Source organism: Streptomyces sp. x-80 (genome assembly GCF_046549095.1).
Taxonomy (GTDB): domain Bacteria; phylum Actinomycetota; class Actinomycetes; order Streptomycetales; family Streptomycetaceae; genus Streptomyces; species Streptomyces celluloflavus.
Genome location: NZ_JAJPWM010000014.1, coordinates 1 through 16,012 on the forward strand (window position 1 = coordinate 1; position 16,012 = coordinate 16,012).

A 16,012-nucleotide genomic window follows, 5' to 3' on the forward strand; every position below is an offset into this window, starting at 1 on the left:
GGGAACAAGTGCCGGCGCGGGTTCGGGCCCGGGTGATTGCGCTGACGCGTATGACGCCGCCGGACGGCACCGGTCTTTCGCACTGGTCCACACGCGAGTTGGCGAAGTACCTGAAGCGGACTGAGGGCGTCGCCAGATCCTGGCACTACATTGCCAGGATCTGGCGGGAGGAGAATCTCAAGCCGCACCGGTCGGGCACCTTCTAGATTTCGAAGGACCCGGCGTTCGCGCAGAAGGTCGCCGACGTGATCGGTCTCTACCTCGACCCGCCCGGCGGCGCGGTGGTGCTGTCGATCGATGAGAAGACACAGGTGCAGGCGCTGGACCGGACCCAGCCGGTGCTGCCCGTGGCGTTCGCGGCCACCGAGAAACGCACCCACGACTACGTGCGGCATGGCACGGCGAACCTGTTCGCGGCCCTCGACGTCGGCACCGGCGAGGTGCTCGGCGAGTGAAAGCCGAACCGGAACGGCGCGACCTTCCTCGCCTTCTTGAAGAGGGCCGTAAAACTACACGCGGGCAAGGAGACCCACGTCGTCTTGGACAACCTGTCCACGCACACCACGCCGGAGGTGAGCGCGTGGCTGTCGAAGAACCCGCATATCCACTTCCATTTCACTCCTGTCGGCTCCTCCTGGTTGAACCAGGTCGAGATCTGGTTCGGCATCCTGACCCGACAGTCGATCCGTCGCGGGACGTTCTCCAGCGTCAACGTCCTGGTCAAGCAGATCCGCGACTACATCACCTCCTGGAACCAGGAGGCAAAACCCTTCACCTGGACCGCGACCGCCAACGAGGTTCTCGCGAAGGTCCAGCTCATCCAGACCAGCGTGAGGAAACTCGTCAACAACAACGTGAACTGACGCAAACAGGATCACGAGACACTAAGGGTTGTCCCGTAACTGCTGGTCACGGGTGAGATGATCTTGATGTGGCTGGTGTGATCACGGCGTCGGAGCCGTCCTGGACAGCCCCGTTCACCGGGTTGAGCCCGCGCGCTTTCGGGAAGCTGGTGACGGTACTGCGGCGGGAAGGTGCGGACGCAGTCCGCAAGGGCCGGCCGTGGAGTCCTCCGCTGGAGGACCGGGCGCTGTTGGTCGCGGCGTACTGGCGCACGAACCTGACCATGCGCCAACTCGCCCCGCTGTTTGGGGTGTCCAATCCGGCGGCGGACCGGATCACCGACCACCTGGGGCCGATGCTCGCCCTCCAGCCCCGCAAGCGGCTCGCCAAGGACACCGTGCTCATCATGGACGGCACCTTGGTCCCCACCCACGACCACACCGTCGCCGAGCGGTCGAAGAACTACCGGTACTCCACCAACCATCAGGTCGTCATCGACGCCGACACCCGCCTGGCCGTCGTGGCCGGCCGACCGCTCGCCGGCAACCGCAACGACTGCAAGGCGTGGGAGGAATCCGGCGCCAAGGCCGCCGTCGGCAGGACCCTCACCATCGCCGACGGCGGCTATCCAGGCACCGGACTCGTCATGCCCCACCGCCGCCGCAAGGGCGAAGAACTGCCCGACTGGAAGCAGGCCCACGACAAGTCCCACAAGCAGGTCCGCGCCCGCGTCGAGCATGCCTTCGCCCGGATGAAGACCTGGAAGATCCTCCGCGACTGCCGCCTCAAAGGCGACGGCATCCACCACGCCATGCCCGGCATCGCCCGCATGCACAACCCCGCCCTCGCCGGATAGGCGACCAGCCCGGTCCGCGACCGACCGCACCCGAGTCAGCTCGAAGAGCAGTTACGGGACAACGCTTAGTCGAGGTGCCCCTGGACCTTGCACCACCGGCGTAGGGACTCCACCGCGAAGGCGGCGGTGTTCCGGTCGGTTCCCACATTCACCCAGCCGCTGTCGCGTCCCAGGTCGTAGATGGCGTACGGGATGACGAACGGGGTATCTGGGTCGATGAAGTCGTGGTCCGGGGCTGTGATCGGCTTGCCTTTGGGCCGGTAGGTACGGCCGGGCCGGGCGAAGTCCCCGATCGGTTCCTTCGCCTTCGTGTCTACGCTCACCACCAGCAGGCCCCGCGCCAGGAAACGTTCGGCGGCGGTGTTGATGTGACGGAACTGGGCGTCTCGGTCGGGCACCTGGCTGCCGGCCCAGGTCTTGGCCATGCCCTGCAGACTGAAGCCCATCGCACGCAGGAGGCTGCCGACTACCGGGGCGCTGACTGGATGACCGGCATCAGTCAACTCCCGGGACAAGTCCCGCAGCGAGGCAGTGGTCCAGCGCAACGGGGACACCGGATCGCCCACTGCACGCGGCTCGATCAACAACTCAAGGGCCGCCACCAGACCAGGGCCGCGCTCGGAAGCGGACTTGCGCCCACCGCCAGCTCTACGCGCCCGCCCCAACGCCTCTGCTCCGCCCGCGAGTTCCTCACGACCTCGTGCGACAGTCAACTCCGAAACCTCCGCCAGCCTGGCCACGGCCGCGATCCCGCCATGCCCCAGAGCCTCGGCCTCGGAAGCCAGATACAACCGGCGCTGCCGCTCATCCAGATGCGACAGCACCGCCGCGAACTTCACATCCAGCACCGCCAGGACTTCATCCGAAAATGCCACAACAGCTCAACTACAACGCCGCTCCGAGGTACTGGCCCGAATCCGGCAGTAGTTAAATTACGGCTCCAGCGTGGGGATTTCTTCTACTTGGATCTCGCTCATCGTGTTTCCCCTCACGCAGTTCCCGGCCGAGAGGCTCTCTGATTGGGTGCGCAGGCGATCGTGGTGGCGGCTGTGCGGCGGTGAGACAGCGCAGATGGGCCCCTTCTCGACGAAAGGGCCCATCTGTAGGTGTCGGCTATCTCAGCAGAGCAGTGCCTCGGGTACTGGGAGCTCGTGGCCGGTCAGCATCTCTGCCGTACGCTCCCGGGTTCCCTTCCGCAGGAAGGGGATGGCCTTCTCGAGGAGGTCCTCGTCGAAGAATTCCTCAAGGACCTGGAAGTACACGGCTCCGGTGAAGTGTGCACTGGAGCTGTGCACGAGGATGTCCACGAACTCGAAGCATCTGCCCATGAGTTCAGGGTCCGGCGCGGCTTTCCTGAGCTCCGGTACGACGACCGGCTCTGCGAACGCCTCCTGCAGGAGTGCGTAGGTGTCGAACCGAGCGGCTTCGCTGACGACGGCCTCGTCCGCGGGCATCTCATACAGCTCAGCGATGTGCTCCGCTGTTTCCGGCACCATGCGCAGCAGCAGTGCCGGAACGTCTTCTCCTCGAATATCACTCATCGTGTTTCCTATCAGGTGCAGTTGCCGGACGAAGGATCGCAGATGGATCCGCCGCCCCCGCCACCATTGTCCTCGGGGTAGAAGGAATCCTGCCCCTTTGAGACGCCGAACGGGTCGACCGCGCCCTTGAGCAGTTCCCATCCGCCTCGCTGCCACCCGTATTCTCTGACGTAGCTGGGCGCCTGGGCGGCCGATGTTACGCCGCCCGCGATGCCGAAGGACTTGGCGAAACCGCGCAGTCGCGTGGGCTCGCCGACCGGCTGGGGCCCCTTGTGCTGGGTCGGCTCGAACTTCTGCCCCGTGAGGTCCTTGACGGCCGAGGTCTTCATGACATTCTCGAAATTCTTCTTGATGGCGCCTTGCATATTCGCATCGGCGTCCACCAGTTTCTTGATGTTGCCGGTGACATCACGAGAGTTTAGCGCGTTCCAGAGTTCCTTCGCCTCGGACTTGGCGACGGCCAGATCGTGGTCGTTCAGAAGGTTGTCCATGCCCTTGCCCGTCTCCCTGGCCTTTCGGTCCTTCTCCAGGATGTCCGATAGGCCCTTCATTGCGCCCCACCCCTTGTCGATGTGCCACTGCTTCTTTATGGCCTGCTCGTCCTGACTGTTGAGGTCGGGCAGCTGCTTCCCGTGGTTGAACTCGTAGATGATCCCGGTCGTCGTCTTGCCGTCGCCGTAGACCTTCCCCTTCGAGTCCTTGGTGTAGAGGTTCATCAGGCTCCCGCGCAGCTTCCCGTTGCTGACCGTCGGGGCGGTTGCCCTCGGCCTCGACGCACCAGGGTTCTTGTTCGAAGTCTTGAATGTCTTCTGAAGCGTGCCGACCGTGTCATAGACGACGTTCATTAGCTGGCTGAAGAACCAGCCGAAGAATTTTCCATTCGGATCTGCGTACACCAGCGGGTTGTTGTTCCCGTAGGTGTAGCCGTGCATCTGCTGGGCGTCCGAGGTGTCCATCACGGGGTCGACGGAGAGGAACCGGCCCGTGTTCGGGTCGTATTCACGGGCGCCAAGATGGGTGAGGCCGGTGCCCTTCGTCTCGTCGGTTCCGCCGACGAAGCCCTTCGTGCCGGGCCAGGTCTTCGGGGCCTGTCCGCGGGTGCCTCCGAAAGGCAGAACCCGGCGCTGATTGAGGGCCAAGTCACCTGCCGCGACGGCCAGGAGGCCCGTGCCGTGGTGGTCGCCGATCGTGAAGGAGAACGAGCCGTCGTCCGAGCGCACTGCCTGGTGGCCGCTGCCCAGGTCGAAGTAGCGAGTGGCCTGCGTCTTGGCCGCGCCCTTGTCCAGGGTGACCTCGGTGTGGCCGAGGTACAGCGTGGTCCGCTCGCCCGTGTGGGAGATCAGGCGCTGGCCGTCGGCGTCGTACAGATACTCCGTGACCTTGTCGGGCTTGCCCGCGACCGGCTCGGTCACCTTGGCGAGGTTGCCCTCCGTGTCCCAGGCCAGCTTCTGGTTGCCGCGGCCGATGGTGTTGCCGGTCTGGTCGTAGGCGTAGCCCGTCTTCTGCGTTCCGGCCGGGCCGTCCGTGGTGACCGAGGTCAGCGCGTGGGCCTGAGCAGTGCCGGGCTTGGGGTAGGTGTAGGCGCGCTTGATGTCCTTCTTGTTGTCGCCGCCGGTGTCGTGGCGGGTCTCCGAGAGGCGGTTGCCGACCTTGTCGTAGGTGTACGAGTGCCAGTACGGCGCCGGGCCGCCGATGGCCTCGGGGGACGGGGACTCACCGCACGTCTTGTCGTCCTGCGCCCACGCCTCGGTCAGGCGTCGCAGGTAGTCGTAGCGGAAGCACTGGTTGTCCGTGCCCGTGCGCGAGACGTCCTTGACCGACAGGACGTTGCCCGCCTCGTCGTAGGAGTAGTCGGCATGCTGGTCGACGCCCTTCTGGTCCTCGCGGTCCACCCGGGTGGTGGCCAGTCGCTGGGTGCCCCACTCATAGGTGTTGGTGACCCAGGTCTTCTTGCCGTCCGTCAGGCCCAGTTCGTGCTGTAGTGGCTTGCCGGTGTGGCTGAACTTGGTGGACGCCGTCATGCCCTGCCCGGACACGGACGTCGGTCGCAGCGTGTCGGCCTCGTAGCCGTAGTTGACCGAGCCCCCGGGCAGCGAGCCCGCCGCCGAGTAGCTGATCGAGGCGACCTTGCCCGACGGCTTGTACGCGGTGCCGGTCTGGTACGTGCCGGCGAGCGCGCCCTCGGACTGCGGGATCACGACTGCGGTCCGTGCGGGACGATAGAGGCGGTCGTAGTCGGTGACCTTGGTTGTGTACTTCGCGTCGCCCACGTAGCGGGTGGACTCGGCGAGCTGGCCCTTGGCGCCGGGGATGGTGTCGTACGTCCAGCTCAGGTGCAGCTTGCCGGTGCTGGAGCCCTCGCGGACCTCCGTCTTGCGGCCGCTGCTGTCATAGACATTGACCAGGGTGACGCCGCGGGCGTCGGTGCTGGAGACCAACTGGTTGTGGTCGTCGTACGTGCTGGTCGTGGTGCCCTTGTCCGGGTCGCTCGACTGGACCGTGCGGCCCAGCTGGTCATAGGTGGCCGTCCAGCTGTTGCCTGCCGGGTCCGTCACCTTCGATGGCTGGCCCGAGGGCGTGTATGTGTACAAGGTGCTGTCGTACGGAGCGTCGGCCCTCCGCTCGTGGTGCCGGCGCAGCTCCACCGTGTTGCCGCGGACATCCGTGAGCGTGGTCGTGGCGGTTTCTCCAGCCGGCGGGATGACCGTGGTCCGGTCGCCGTGGTAGCTGGTCGTCGTGGTGCTCAGGGCCTTGCCGCCGTCGCCGTTCCCGGCGATCACCTGTATCTGCACCGGGCGGCCCTGTCCGTCATGGGTGGTGCGGGTCTGCGATTCCACGGACAGCGCGTCGGCCGGCTTGAACAGCTCGGTGACGGGCTTGCCGTCCGCGTAGTAGTCCGCGAACGTCTTTGCTACCAGGCCGCGTTCGTCATAGAAGACGTCGGAGACGAGACGGCCGCCGTCCGGGCCCGGAGCCTGGGACTGCCGTTCCCTCAGGAAGCCGTCGTAGAGCTTGTACGAGGTGACCTGACCGCCGTTGTTGTCGAGCAGCTTGGTGGCTACGGCCACCGGCTTGCCCTCAGTGACGGTGTAGGCGAACTCGTACGTCGGTGTGCTGGACGCCTTGCGGTCGGCGAGCCACACCTTGGTTGAGCGGCCGAGCGCGTCGTACGCGAACTGTGTCTCCTTGCCGTTGCTGTCCGTCTCCTTGAGCACGTGACCGCTCAGCGGGTCCAGCTGCGACGTGGTCGTCTGCACGCTTGTGGGGTCGGTGCGCACGGCGGGTGGCGAGGTGGTTCTGGTCTGTGTGGGCAGGCCTGTGGCCGGGATGTAGGCAGTGGTTGTGGTGCGTCCGTCGGTGCGCTCGGTGCGCACCGGGGCGCTGTCGCCGGTGACGGTGACGTCGGCTGTGAGGTCGGTCGTCGTCAGCTCGCGGCCGTAGCCGTCGAAGGTCGCACCGGCCTCCAGGTAGGTGGCCTTGGCGCCGTCGTGGCTCTTGAGCGTCGCCGATGCGGTGGCGTCGCCCTTCGCCGGCGCGGTGCCGTAGGCGCCGCCGTCGTAGGCCGTACGGACGTCGCTGATGACCTCCTTCTCGCGGTCGCCCCCGGCGCCGCAGGATGTGGCGACCGTCGCCACGCGCGAGGGCAGCTGGAGGATGTTCTTGTCGGTGTTGGTGGCGTACGTAGTGCGGGTGCACTTGTCATCCGTGCCGTCACCGCGATCGTCGACCGATGTGACGCGCCCGGCCACCGTGTCGTACGTCGTGAAGGTGGACGCCGTACGCCACTTGGCGCCTGCGCCGTCGTCGAGGGATGTCCACGCCTGTGTCGACGAGGCGCCGCCGAAGTTGGCCGTGACGGTGCCCCAGTCGCGCACCTTCTTGGCGGTCTCGTGGTGCCAGGGGCGGTTGACGGCCTTGCCGACGACCTTGCCGCCTGGCTTGTCGAACTGGACGGTCTTGTACGTGAACCCCGCCATCGCCGCGTCATCGGTGATCGCGGAGCCCTCACCGTCATCGAGGGACACACTTACGTTCTTGGTGCCGCCGGAGGTGTCTTTGCGGTCGCCGTTCATGCCGCGCAGGAAGTACGTGTCCTCCTGTGACTTCATGGCCGAAGAGCCGCCCTGGCCGCCGGCCGTGACCCGGACGTGGCCGTAGCCGCGCCACTGCGACCAGGTCTTGTGCTCCTCCTTGGTCAGGCCGTCGTCGTCGTTGTAGTGCCAGGCCGCGCCGTCCAGGTAGTCGTAGTCGGTCACCTGGTCCGGGGCGCCGCCGGTGCGGTCGGTCGCCACCACGGAGGTGACGACGTACTTGTTGAACCACTGCCGCACAGGGTCGTTCTGGGCGTCGCCGCCGATGTACTGCGGGAAGCAGCGCGTGGTGTTCGATTGCGGTGTCGGCAGCTTGGCCGCGTCACAGACGGGCGCCGAGTAGGTGGCGTCGATCTGGCCGCCGGATTCGTCAGCGACCGTGGACAGGCGGGACTTGATGAACGGCGCGAAGCCGTCACCGGTCTTGTCCATGCGGTTGGCGAGCTGCGTGTACGCGAAGGTGGTCTTCGGCAGGGTGATCGCCGGGGTCGCGGCGTGGCCCGTGTGCTGGACGCTGTCGAGCAGCAACTGGTAGTCCGTGTCGGCCATACCCCAGCGGTGGCCGAGCTTCCAGGAGTCGACCTTCCCGTAGGTTCCGTCGGCTTTTAGGACCTCGGTACTGACGTCGGTTAGGCGCTTGCGGGTCCAGAAGGACGGCGCCAGGCGGGCGGCGTCGCACTTGGAACCCGCCGTGCAGTTGAGGTCCCAGGGTGTGTCGTACCAGTAGAACGAATTCTTGTCGATCGTGTCCGGCGCGCAGGTGACGCCTTCCCCCGACAGGCACCGCTCGGCGTTGCCGAAGACGACGCGCCCCTGCGGCTTGGTGCCGTACATGGACTCGGACTTCAGTCCGTAGTCGATCCGCTTGAGGTAGCCGCCGCGGGTGTACGGGGTGTCGTCCTCGGCTTTGAGGTTGCGGCCGTAGTGGTTGGTCTCCTTGCCGTAGTGGTAGGAGATCGCATTGCCGTGGGTGTCGACGACGTAGTCGAGGTTCCAGCGCCAGGCCTGCTGGCACCAGGACTTGGCATAGCTGTCGGCGTGGCAGGGCTCACCGGAGTTGTTGCCGAAGACCGGCACGGTCCAGGTGGAGTCCGTGGTCTCCTTGCCGTCCTTCCAGCCTGGCAGGCGGTGGTAGCCAAAGTAGTAGCGGGTGCCGTCCGGGTCGGTCACCTGCCAGTACTCGCCGTCGTTGTCTCCGTTGCCGCGATCGGTGGACTTCAGCCGCTTGATCTTGGTGCCGTCGTCCTGTTGGAGCTTCCACTCGTCGTTGCCCGCGGGCACGAGCTCGCCGCCCTTGCCGTTGAACGATACGAAGGCGTTGTCGTACTTCCAGCAGAGGTCGCCCGGCTTGTTGCCGTCGGCATTCTTCTGCCCGTCCTCCGCGCACGACTTGTAGCGGCGCTCGATGAACCCGGGGGAGAGGTCGAAACCGTCGCCGACCCAGGACGCCTGGTTATTGGTTTCGCCGGTACGCCCGTCGATGGTGCCGGAGTTGTAGCTCAGGCCGACATCGGGGGTGAGACCGCCGGGGACCTCGGGCACGGGCATGTCATAGGCCCAGGTGAAGTCACCGGTGTTGAGGTTCGTCTGCCAGGTCGCTGAGGGCGACAGCGGGGTGGCCGTGTAGTCGCCCTTCTCGCCCTTGGTCTCGGCAGCGGCAGCGAAGACGGCGGCCCGGCCCGCGCGCAGCGAGACCGCCTTCGCGGTCAGGGTCTGCCGGTCGGTGTCGTTCGTCGCGGCGACCGGGGTGCCGGTGCGGCACTCCGTCTTGCCGGGACTGCTCAGGACGCAGGCCGGCAGCTCGATCAGCCGGAGGCGCGAGGCGTAGTCGCCGCCGAACGCGCCCGCGAAGTCCGCGTAGTCGACGGTGACGGAGACGTCGCCGGCCGGGGCCGCGGACTTGGCACCGGAGTCGGCAGCGGACCCGGCACCTGACCCGGTCCTGGGCTCGTCCTTGTCACCCTTGGACTCGGCCTCGGGCTCGTCGGCGGTCTTGAGCGCGCTGCGTACGGCGGCGCTGCGGGCCGTGGTCCCCTGGTTCGCGCTCGTCACGGGGTATTCAGGTCGTCCCACGACGCTCTCCATCACTGCTGGACCTGGGCGCGCCGTTTCCTCTTCTTTCCTTCAGCACACAAAGAACTCGCCGAGCAAACCGAAGCTCTATCGACCTCCGGTGGCGACCGGGGCTCGTGGTCCGGCCCACAGGGGACCGTCAGCGCGCCCCGAGCACGTGTGGCCAAGGCAGCCGGACAGGATGAACGCCAGGTCACCTCGTCCGTGATCTCTGGACCGGCTCAGCGCTCCGTAGGTTCAACTCCCGTATCCCGGCAAATGAAACGCCGGGCCAAGGGCTCGATCCGTGATCGCATTCGCAGATTCGGATCGAGGTCGGTGCGCTGCCGTCCCCGGACCTCCGACCAGGCCAGCGATCCTGAACGCGTCCGCCGCATGGAAAGGTTGACGACCCCACCGGTTGGTCTCCCCGCCCCGCCGAAGCTACTCGATCTCCCCTGCGGAACGCCTCGCCGCGAAGGAGCACACCGGTCGGACGCCCCACCACGGCACAAACGCGAAGCGGGCAGGACCCGCCTTTTCCGGCGTGAGTCCTGCCCGCTTCCGTTTCGGTCAATATTCGGCTAGCTCAGGTCCTCCGGCAGTAGATGCCTCGCCACCTCAAGGAGCCGCTCCAGCCACGCCGGGTTCGTCTCCACCTCACCGAGGAGCCAGTAGGCGAAGAGAGCGCCGTCTATCGAGCGACCGGACAGCACCTCCTCGTACAGCAGCCACGTACCGGCCCGCACCACGTCCTTGCACTGCTCGGCGAGTTCGTCGTCGTCCAGATTGACGAACGACCCCAGCAGGTCCAGGAACTGACGCCGCGCCTCCACGGAGAGACTCCGCCCCGCCAGCCCGGCCATCAGGACCCGGGCGACCGGCACGACGGTCGCCTGCGCCCAGTATTCCTGGATGACGTGTCCCTCGATGCCCTGCTCCCGCTCAGCCTCCTCCCGCGTCCGGGCACGGGCCAGCCGCAGCAGCGCCTCGGGGACATGCTCCGCCGACTTGCAGTTCAGGCACGGAAGCCGGGACCAGTCGTAGAGACCGATTTCCATTTCCATGGCGTCCATTGCCCGCACCTCTCTTTTCTCCATATCCTCATCGCTTACTCATTTCCTTGTTGAAACTACTTCCACATACTCAACCAGATGCCGCCCTTTTCCGGCTCGATATTCGGTTCGAACTGGGACGGGTGCGGAAAGTCTTCCTGGCACTTTTTGCAGACCGGCTTCACCTCGGCGACGCGCTGGCCTTCCTTGACCTTCACGGTGTACGCGATGGTGAGCCGTACCCTCGTGGGGTCACCGCCCAGGGCGTGTACGACGTTGCCTTCTGCGCACCAGCTGACCCCTGGCTTGCAGCCGCCGGACCCGGCAAGGGCGATGTTGCCCGTCTCGGTGTTGTAGCCGCCCGCGTAGGTCCTCCTCCCTGACCCTCGCCAGCGCCGTCCTCACCCAGAGGCCCGACGCGCCGACGGGGCCCACCCCGGTCCCGGACAACGTCATCCCGTTCCGTCCGCCCACCAGCTGAACCGACGGGGGCTGTCCATCTAACGGTGTAACTGGTGAGGTTGGTGGGTCAGATGCGGGCTGCTGAGAGGCGTCCGTCGAAGGCGATGTCGAATGCCTGGAGAGCGTGCTTCCAGCGGCTGGTCCATCGCTTGCGGCCCTTCCCGGTCGGGTCGAGGCTCATGACCGCGAGGTAGACGCACTTCAACGCGGCTGCCTCCGACGGGAAGTGGCCGCGGGCCCGGATGGCCCGGCGGATACGGGCATTCACGCTCTCGATCGCGTTCGTGGTGCAGACGATCCGGCGTATCTCGGCGTCGAACTGCAGGAACGGTACGAACTCGACCCAGGCGTTCTCCCAGAGCCGCACGATCGCCGGATACTTCTCGCCTCAGACCTCGGTGAACTCCAGGAAGCAGGTGGTAGCCGCGTCCTCGGTCGGCACGGTGTAGACAGGCTTGAGAGCCTTGGCGATCTTGTCCCACTCCTGGCGGGCGGCATAGCGGAACGAGGCCCGCAGCAGGTGAACGACACAGGTTTTCACCACGGTCCTGGGCCAGACTTCGCCGACCGCGTCCGGCTGGCTCTTCAGGCCGTCGCAGACGAGCATCAGGATGTCGAGACCGCGGTTCTTCAGTTCGGTCAGCACCCGGAGCCAGCGCTTGGCGCCCTCGCCGCCGTCGCCGGCCCAGAGGCCGAGGACGTCGCGGTGTCCTTCGGCGGTGACCGCGAGAGCCATGTAGATGGGCCGGTCGGCTACCCGGCCGTCCCTGATCTTGACGTTGACGCGGTCGATGAACACGACCGGATAGACGGGGCAGTTTCCATCAATGGTTGCGAATCACCTGGTCATGGGCCTGTGAGACATCCTCGCATGGTCTCGATGGGGGTCTTGTCGCCAAGAACGAGCCGGGGCCGGCGGTTGAGTTGACGAGCGACCTCGCGAAGATCGTGGGCGGTGTGGACCGAGAGGTCGGTGCCCTTGGGAAAGTACTGCCGTAGCAGGCCGTTGGTGTTCTCGTTCGTGCCGCGTTGCCAGGGTGAGTGCGGGTCGCAGAAGTAGAGCTGTGCACCCTCCGCCGAGCTGCTGCCATACCGGTAAGGCGGCAGCTCCTCCCAGAAGGTGAAGGGATGGCCCGCGGCCTCGACTGGCTGTCGAATGGCGGCGAGGTCCTTGCCGTCAGCGGCGTGCCGGACGTCGTCCTCGCCGCATGGGCCGGGCATGCCAATGCCAACTTCACCAAGCGGGTGTACGTCCACCCGAGCCCCGAGGACCTCCGCGTCGCCTCGGACCACCTCACTTCCCCCCTCGGTTTCAGTGAGGGCGAAGCAGCCTGATGATCAAGACGTCTAGAGAGATTGTGAGATATCCACCCTCAGCGAACAGCCCAAATAGCCTCTGCCCTGGGCCTTGTAACAGATCACCAGGACGTGCTCCCATTCTCACGAGATGTACGTCCTGTACATTTTGAACGTAGGAGGAGCTGCCATGCCGCGACCCACGGCCCGCTATGTACTTCCGTCGTTCACCGAGCGCACCTCCCACGGGACACACACCATGGACCCGTACTCCAAGCTGCTCAGCGAACGCATCATCTTCCTCGGCACCCCGATCGACGACACCTGCGCCAACGACGCGATGGCACAGTTCATGTATCTCGAACACGCCGCCCCGGAGCAGGACATCTCGCTCTACATCAACTCCCCCGGCGGCTCCTTCACCGCGATGAGCGCCCTGTACGACACGATGCGCTACGTGTCCTGCGACGTCGAGACGGTCTGCCTGGGACAGGCCGCCTCCGCCGCCGCGGTACTGCTGGCCGCCGGCACCCCCGGCAAACGCCTCGCCCTGCCCGGCGCCCGGATCCTGATCCACCAGCCGTCACTGGACGAGCCGGTGCACGGCCAGACGACCGACCTCCGGATCCACGCGGACGAACTGCTGCGCACCCGCGGCATGTTGGAGGAGATGCTGACCCGGCACACCGGACAGCCCCGGGAACGGATCGCCGCCGACATCGAGCGCGACAAGATCTTCGACGCCCGCGCCGCGCAGGAGTACGGCCTGATCGACCAGCTCACCCGCAGCCGCAAGCAGCCGGCCGCCCCGCACGGCGCCCGGTGAGCGGGGGTGCTGCCACCCGAGCTGCCGCCACTGCCCGCGCTGACCCGGGCGGAAGGTGAACTGATCGACCGTTATCTGGAGGTGCTGGATCTACTGGGCCGGATCAACCCGGCCCGCAGCGGGGACACCTACGGCGGCCTCCGGGCCGCCCAGGCGCTGGTCGGCAAGGCCGCCGGGCTGCGGGACGCGCTGACGCTGATGCATGACCGGGGCGAGAGTGAACTGCACTCCGCGACGTTGACGCGGGCGCTGCGCATCCTGGACGGCGAGCGCCGGGCCCGGCTCGTCACGGTGCCGCCGCCCGGCGAGGCGTGACACCAGAACTCCCGGGCCACCCCGTACGGCCTAGCGCCCGCATCCGGGATAAGGAGGCAAAGAGTTGCGCACGGCGCACCCACCACGTCCGGCACCCGACGTTGCGTCCCTGGTCCCGGGCTTGCCGGGCGGTGCGCCGTCAACGCAAAACGACACAACTGACCATTCGGCCCAAATGTGACCAATGTCATACACCGTGGTTCGGCTCGGCTTCCGGGCGGTGGGTGCGTGACTATCCCTTCGACGACAAGCCCCGCCACCGTGACGGGGCGGTCCGGGCGGGCGCCTCATCCTGCCGCCGCACCGGATATCCGGTCGACGCTGTGGATCGGCAGGAGCGGAGGACCCGGGCACGACGGGGCCCCGGCCGCACCACGGGCCGGCGGGCTCCTTGGGGTGAAGCCGTACGCAAGGCCGGGCATCTTCGCCTGCCCGAACCCGACAGGTCTTCCTTCGCCGGCGACTGACGAAGGGTCGCGCATGAACGTGCGCATGCATGTGCCGAACCTGCTGGCACGCGCCGGCACCGTTTCCGTCCTCGCGCTGGTCACCATCAGCGGCACCATCGTGGTCCCGGGGACGGCTCCGGACGCCGGAGCGGCCTCCGTCTCGGCGCGCGCGCTGCGGATCGCCGCCTCCAAGAAGGGCTCCCCTTACCAGTACGGCGCCCAGGGGCCACACCGCTTCGACTGCTCGGGGCTGACGCTGTATTCGTTCAAGCATGCGGGCCGGATGCTGCCACGCTCCGCCGCGGCGCAGTACCACCGCACCCGGCGGGTACGGGCCTCGGCCCGCCGCTCCGGCGATCTGGTCTTCTTCCACTCCCACAGAGGCGTCTACCACGTCGGCATCTACGCCGGGAGCGGCCGGATCTGGCATGCGCCGAAGACCGGGGCCGTGGTCCGCCTGGAACGGATCTGGAGCCATGCCGTCTCCTACGGACGGGTGCGTTGACCTGCGGCGATACGGTCTGCACGGCCCATTGCCGGTGACGGTCGGCACGAGTGGTCCCCGGCGACGCGGCCGGGTGATCCGGAAACCGGACGGCGACCGGGAAGACGAACGGTGAACCGAGCGAGGTGCGGGCGGACACCCCGCCGGGCCGAACCGTGGTGCGGTTCCCGTCGGTGGAGCCGAACGGGACGCCGACGGCGGCATCGGCCCCGCCTGTGCCCCGCCGCGCCGGACGCACCGCACTCCGGCCTGCCGCCGCCCGGGGCCGGCCTCGCCTGTGACGGATGCCGTGCGCCCACCGACTGTCAGACCCTGCCGCTACGGTCGGCCCATGACCGATCCGATGCCACCCGTACCGCTGCCTGCCACCGCCCCGGACGAGGGGATGCCGGCGGAGCCCCGTCTGCCGCCGGCCATCGTCGTGACCGATCTGCCCGATGCGGAGGCTGTCGCGCTGATCTCCGACGGGCTCGACGCGTTCAACGTCCAAGAGGCGGGGACCGACGATCGCCGCCCGCTCGCCGTGCTCATCAAGGACCCGGACACGGGTCGGGTGCTCGGCGGGCTGACGGGCCGCACCTCGTTGGGCCTGCTGTTCGTGGACTTGTTCTATCTGCCGCCCGCCCTCCGCGGCTCCGGGATCGGCAGCGAGATACTGCGGCAGGCGGAGCAGGAGGGCCGCAGGCGCGGCTGCCGCGCCGGGGTGCTCTACACCATCACCTTCCAGGCGCCGGACTTCTACCGGCGGCACGGCTGGCGCGCCTTCGGCGAGATCCCCTGCGATCCGCCCGGCACGAGCCGTGTCTTCATGACGAAGGACCTGGTGTAACGCACCCACGGGTGGCATGGTCACCGGGACGCCCGGCGGTGGACTCGCCGCCGGGTGCGGGAGATTCCATCGATGTGCCGCCGGTGCCGTCTGTCCTCGCTACGGTGGCCGGCATGGACGAGAAGGACACGAACCCCGCGGACGAGTGGCCCTTGCCCCCGCCCTGGATGTGGAGTTGTGCGGAGTGCATCGGCCTGTATAAGGCGATGAAGCGCGCTCCCGAGGCGGTGGAGGCTGCCCGGGAGGCGCTCGGACCGGGGCTGGACCACGACTTCATGGACAGCGTGGTGACCACCCAGATCCGGCTCGCGCAGCACCTCGCCCTCAGCCACGCGCCGGCTCTCCCGGCCTTCGACGAGGAATGTGAGCGGTGCGTGTCCTACGCGGCCGATCCGCGGATTCCCGCCGTGCTGGGCATGGAGCACCGCGCCCGCCACCTGTTCGTACCCGAGCGCATCGTCGGCCTGATGTGACGGCCGCAGGTGCACCGGAGTCCTCCTGGACGTCTCCACGGCAGGCTTGTTCTCACTTGGAGCGGTAAATGGCGGTGCGTCGTGTGGTGCCCAACATCCAGTCGGCGACCCCGCGGGAGAACCGGGAGTTCTACGGTCTGCTGGGTTTCGCGGAGGTCATGAACCACGGTTGGATCATGACGCTCGCCTCCTCGTCCAGCCCGGCGGCGCAGATCAGCTTCATGACCGGCGACCGGACCGCGCCGGTCGCCCCCGATCTGAGCGTCGAAGTGGACGATGTGGACGCGGCCTATGCGGTCATGCGGGAGAGCGGTGCGGAGATCGTTCACCCCTTGCAGGACGAGGAGTGGGGGGTACGACGGTTCTTCGTCCGTGATCCCAATGGCCGGGTGATCAACGTCCTGGGCCACCGCTGACAC

The 16,012-nt window shown here is 67.1% G+C and carries 13 protein-coding genes and 4 pseudogenes; 10 read left to right on the forward strand and 7 right to left on the reverse strand.

Annotation, left to right across the window (positions count from 1 at the left end; genetic code table 11):
• From ACLJWH_RS26410 to ACLJWH_RS26425, 4 genes and pseudogenes are all read left to right on the forward strand, one after another.
• Positions 1-206 (forward strand): annotated as a pseudogene (locus ACLJWH_RS26410) (IS630 family transposase); the annotation flags it as partial.
• A gap of 39 nt (positions 207-245) precedes the next feature.
• Positions 246-455: a hypothetical protein gene (locus ACLJWH_RS26415; protein ID WP_411144246.1), complete on the forward strand. Its 210-nt coding sequence runs from the start codon at positions 246-248 to the stop codon at positions 453-455.
• A gap of 15 nt (positions 456-470) precedes the next feature.
• Positions 471-863, forward strand: a pseudogene (locus ACLJWH_RS26420) (transposase); the annotation flags it as partial.
• Positions 864-931: 68 nt separating this feature from the next.
• On the forward strand, positions 932-1,699 hold the full coding sequence (locus ACLJWH_RS26425) for a transposase (RefSeq protein WP_411144247.1): 768 nt from the start codon (positions 932-934) through the stop codon (positions 1,697-1,699).
• A 65-nt stretch (positions 1,700-1,764) separates the two neighbouring features.
• Here the strand turns inward: ACLJWH_RS26425 and ACLJWH_RS26430 are convergent, their stop codons facing one another.
• The 7 genes and pseudogenes from ACLJWH_RS26430 to ACLJWH_RS26460 form a co-directional block, all read right to left on the reverse strand.
• Positions 1,765-2,574 (reverse strand): ISAzo13 family transposase, encoded by an 810-nt coding sequence (locus ACLJWH_RS26430; RefSeq protein WP_411144248.1) that lies wholly within the window; start codon positions 2,572-2,574, stop codon positions 1,765-1,767.
• 243 nt (positions 2,575-2,817) lie between these two features.
• Positions 2,818-3,240 carry a hypothetical protein gene (locus ACLJWH_RS26435; protein ID WP_411144249.1) on the reverse strand — a complete coding sequence of 141 codons (423 nt, stop codon included), beginning with the start codon at positions 3,238-3,240 and terminating at the stop codon, positions 2,818-2,820.
• A gap of 11 nt (positions 3,241-3,251) precedes the next feature.
• On the reverse strand, positions 3,252-9,404 hold the full coding sequence (locus tag ACLJWH_RS26440; protein WP_411144250.1) for an RHS repeat-associated core domain-containing protein: 6,153 nt from the start codon (positions 9,402-9,404) through the stop codon (positions 3,252-3,254).
• A gap of 563 nt (positions 9,405-9,967) precedes the next feature.
• Positions 9,968-10,459 carry a hypothetical protein gene (locus ACLJWH_RS26445; protein ID WP_411144251.1) on the reverse strand — a complete coding sequence of 164 codons (492 nt, stop codon included), beginning with the start codon at positions 10,457-10,459 and terminating at the stop codon, positions 9,968-9,970.
• A gap of 56 nt (positions 10,460-10,515) precedes the next feature.
• On the reverse strand, positions 10,516-10,656 hold the full coding sequence (locus ACLJWH_RS26450; RefSeq protein ID WP_411144252.1) for a hypothetical protein: 141 nt from the start codon (positions 10,654-10,656) through the stop codon (positions 10,516-10,518).
• A gap of 311 nt (positions 10,657-10,967) precedes the next feature.
• Positions 10,968-11,711, reverse strand: a pseudogene (locus ACLJWH_RS26455) (IS256 family transposase); the annotation flags it as partial.
• 35 nt (positions 11,712-11,746) lie between these two features.
• Positions 11,747-11,971 (reverse strand): annotated as a pseudogene (locus tag ACLJWH_RS26460) (IS30 family transposase); the annotation flags it as partial.
• 415 nt (positions 11,972-12,386) lie between these two features.
• Here ACLJWH_RS26460 and ACLJWH_RS26465 point away from each other — a divergent pair.
• From ACLJWH_RS26465 to ACLJWH_RS26490, 6 genes are all read left to right on the forward strand, one after another.
• On the forward strand, positions 12,387-13,022 hold the full coding sequence (locus tag ACLJWH_RS26465; RefSeq protein WP_411144253.1) for an ATP-dependent Clp protease proteolytic subunit: 636 nt from the start codon (positions 12,387-12,389) through the stop codon (positions 13,020-13,022).
• A gap of 6 nt (positions 13,023-13,028) precedes the next feature.
• Complete coding sequence (locus ACLJWH_RS26470; RefSeq protein ID WP_411144254.1) at positions 13,029-13,337, forward strand: hypothetical protein; 309 nt, start codon at positions 13,029-13,031, stop codon at positions 13,335-13,337.
• A 480-nt stretch (positions 13,338-13,817) separates the two neighbouring features.
• Positions 13,818-14,291 (forward strand): C40 family peptidase, encoded by a 474-nt coding sequence (locus tag ACLJWH_RS26475; RefSeq protein WP_411144255.1) that lies wholly within the window; start codon positions 13,818-13,820, stop codon positions 14,289-14,291.
• 331 nt (positions 14,292-14,622) lie between these two features.
• A complete protein-coding gene (locus tag ACLJWH_RS26480; protein WP_411144256.1) occupies positions 14,623-15,120 on the forward strand; it encodes a GNAT family N-acetyltransferase in 498 nt (165 codons plus the stop codon).
• Positions 15,121-15,233: 113 nt separating this feature from the next.
• Positions 15,234-15,593: a hypothetical protein gene (locus ACLJWH_RS26485; protein ID WP_411144257.1), complete on the forward strand. Its 360-nt coding sequence runs from the start codon at positions 15,234-15,236 to the stop codon at positions 15,591-15,593.
• A 68-nt stretch (positions 15,594-15,661) separates the two neighbouring features.
• The gene (locus tag ACLJWH_RS26490) at positions 15,662-16,009 is read left to right on the forward strand and encodes a VOC family protein (RefSeq protein ID WP_411144258.1); all 348 of its coding nucleotides are present in this window, start codon (positions 15,662-15,664) and stop codon (positions 16,007-16,009) included.
• The last annotated feature ends 3 nt before the right edge of the window (positions 16,010-16,012 follow it).

Coding starts and splice junctions, on each gene's coding strand:
- ACLJWH_RS26435 (WP_411144249.1), bottom strand. CDS start 3,240: ATGAGTGATATTCGAGGAGAAGACGTTCCGGCACTGCTGCTGCGCATG.
- ACLJWH_RS26475 (WP_411144255.1), top strand. CDS start 13,818: ATGAACGTGCGCATGCATGTGCCGAACCTGCTGGCACGCGCCGGCACC.
- ACLJWH_RS26485 (WP_411144257.1), top strand. CDS start 15,234: ATGGACGAGAAGGACACGAACCCCGCGGACGAGTGGCCCTTGCCCCCG.
- ACLJWH_RS26465 (WP_411144253.1), top strand. CDS start 12,387: ATGCCGCGACCCACGGCCCGCTATGTACTTCCGTCGTTCACCGAGCGC.
- ACLJWH_RS26445 (WP_411144251.1), bottom strand. CDS start 10,459: ATGGACGCCATGGAAATGGAAATCGGTCTCTACGACTGGTCCCGGCTT.
- ACLJWH_RS26480 (WP_411144256.1), top strand. CDS start 14,623: ATGACCGATCCGATGCCACCCGTACCGCTGCCTGCCACCGCCCCGGAC.
- ACLJWH_RS26490 (WP_411144258.1), top strand. CDS start 15,662: ATGGCGGTGCGTCGTGTGGTGCCCAACATCCAGTCGGCGACCCCGCGG.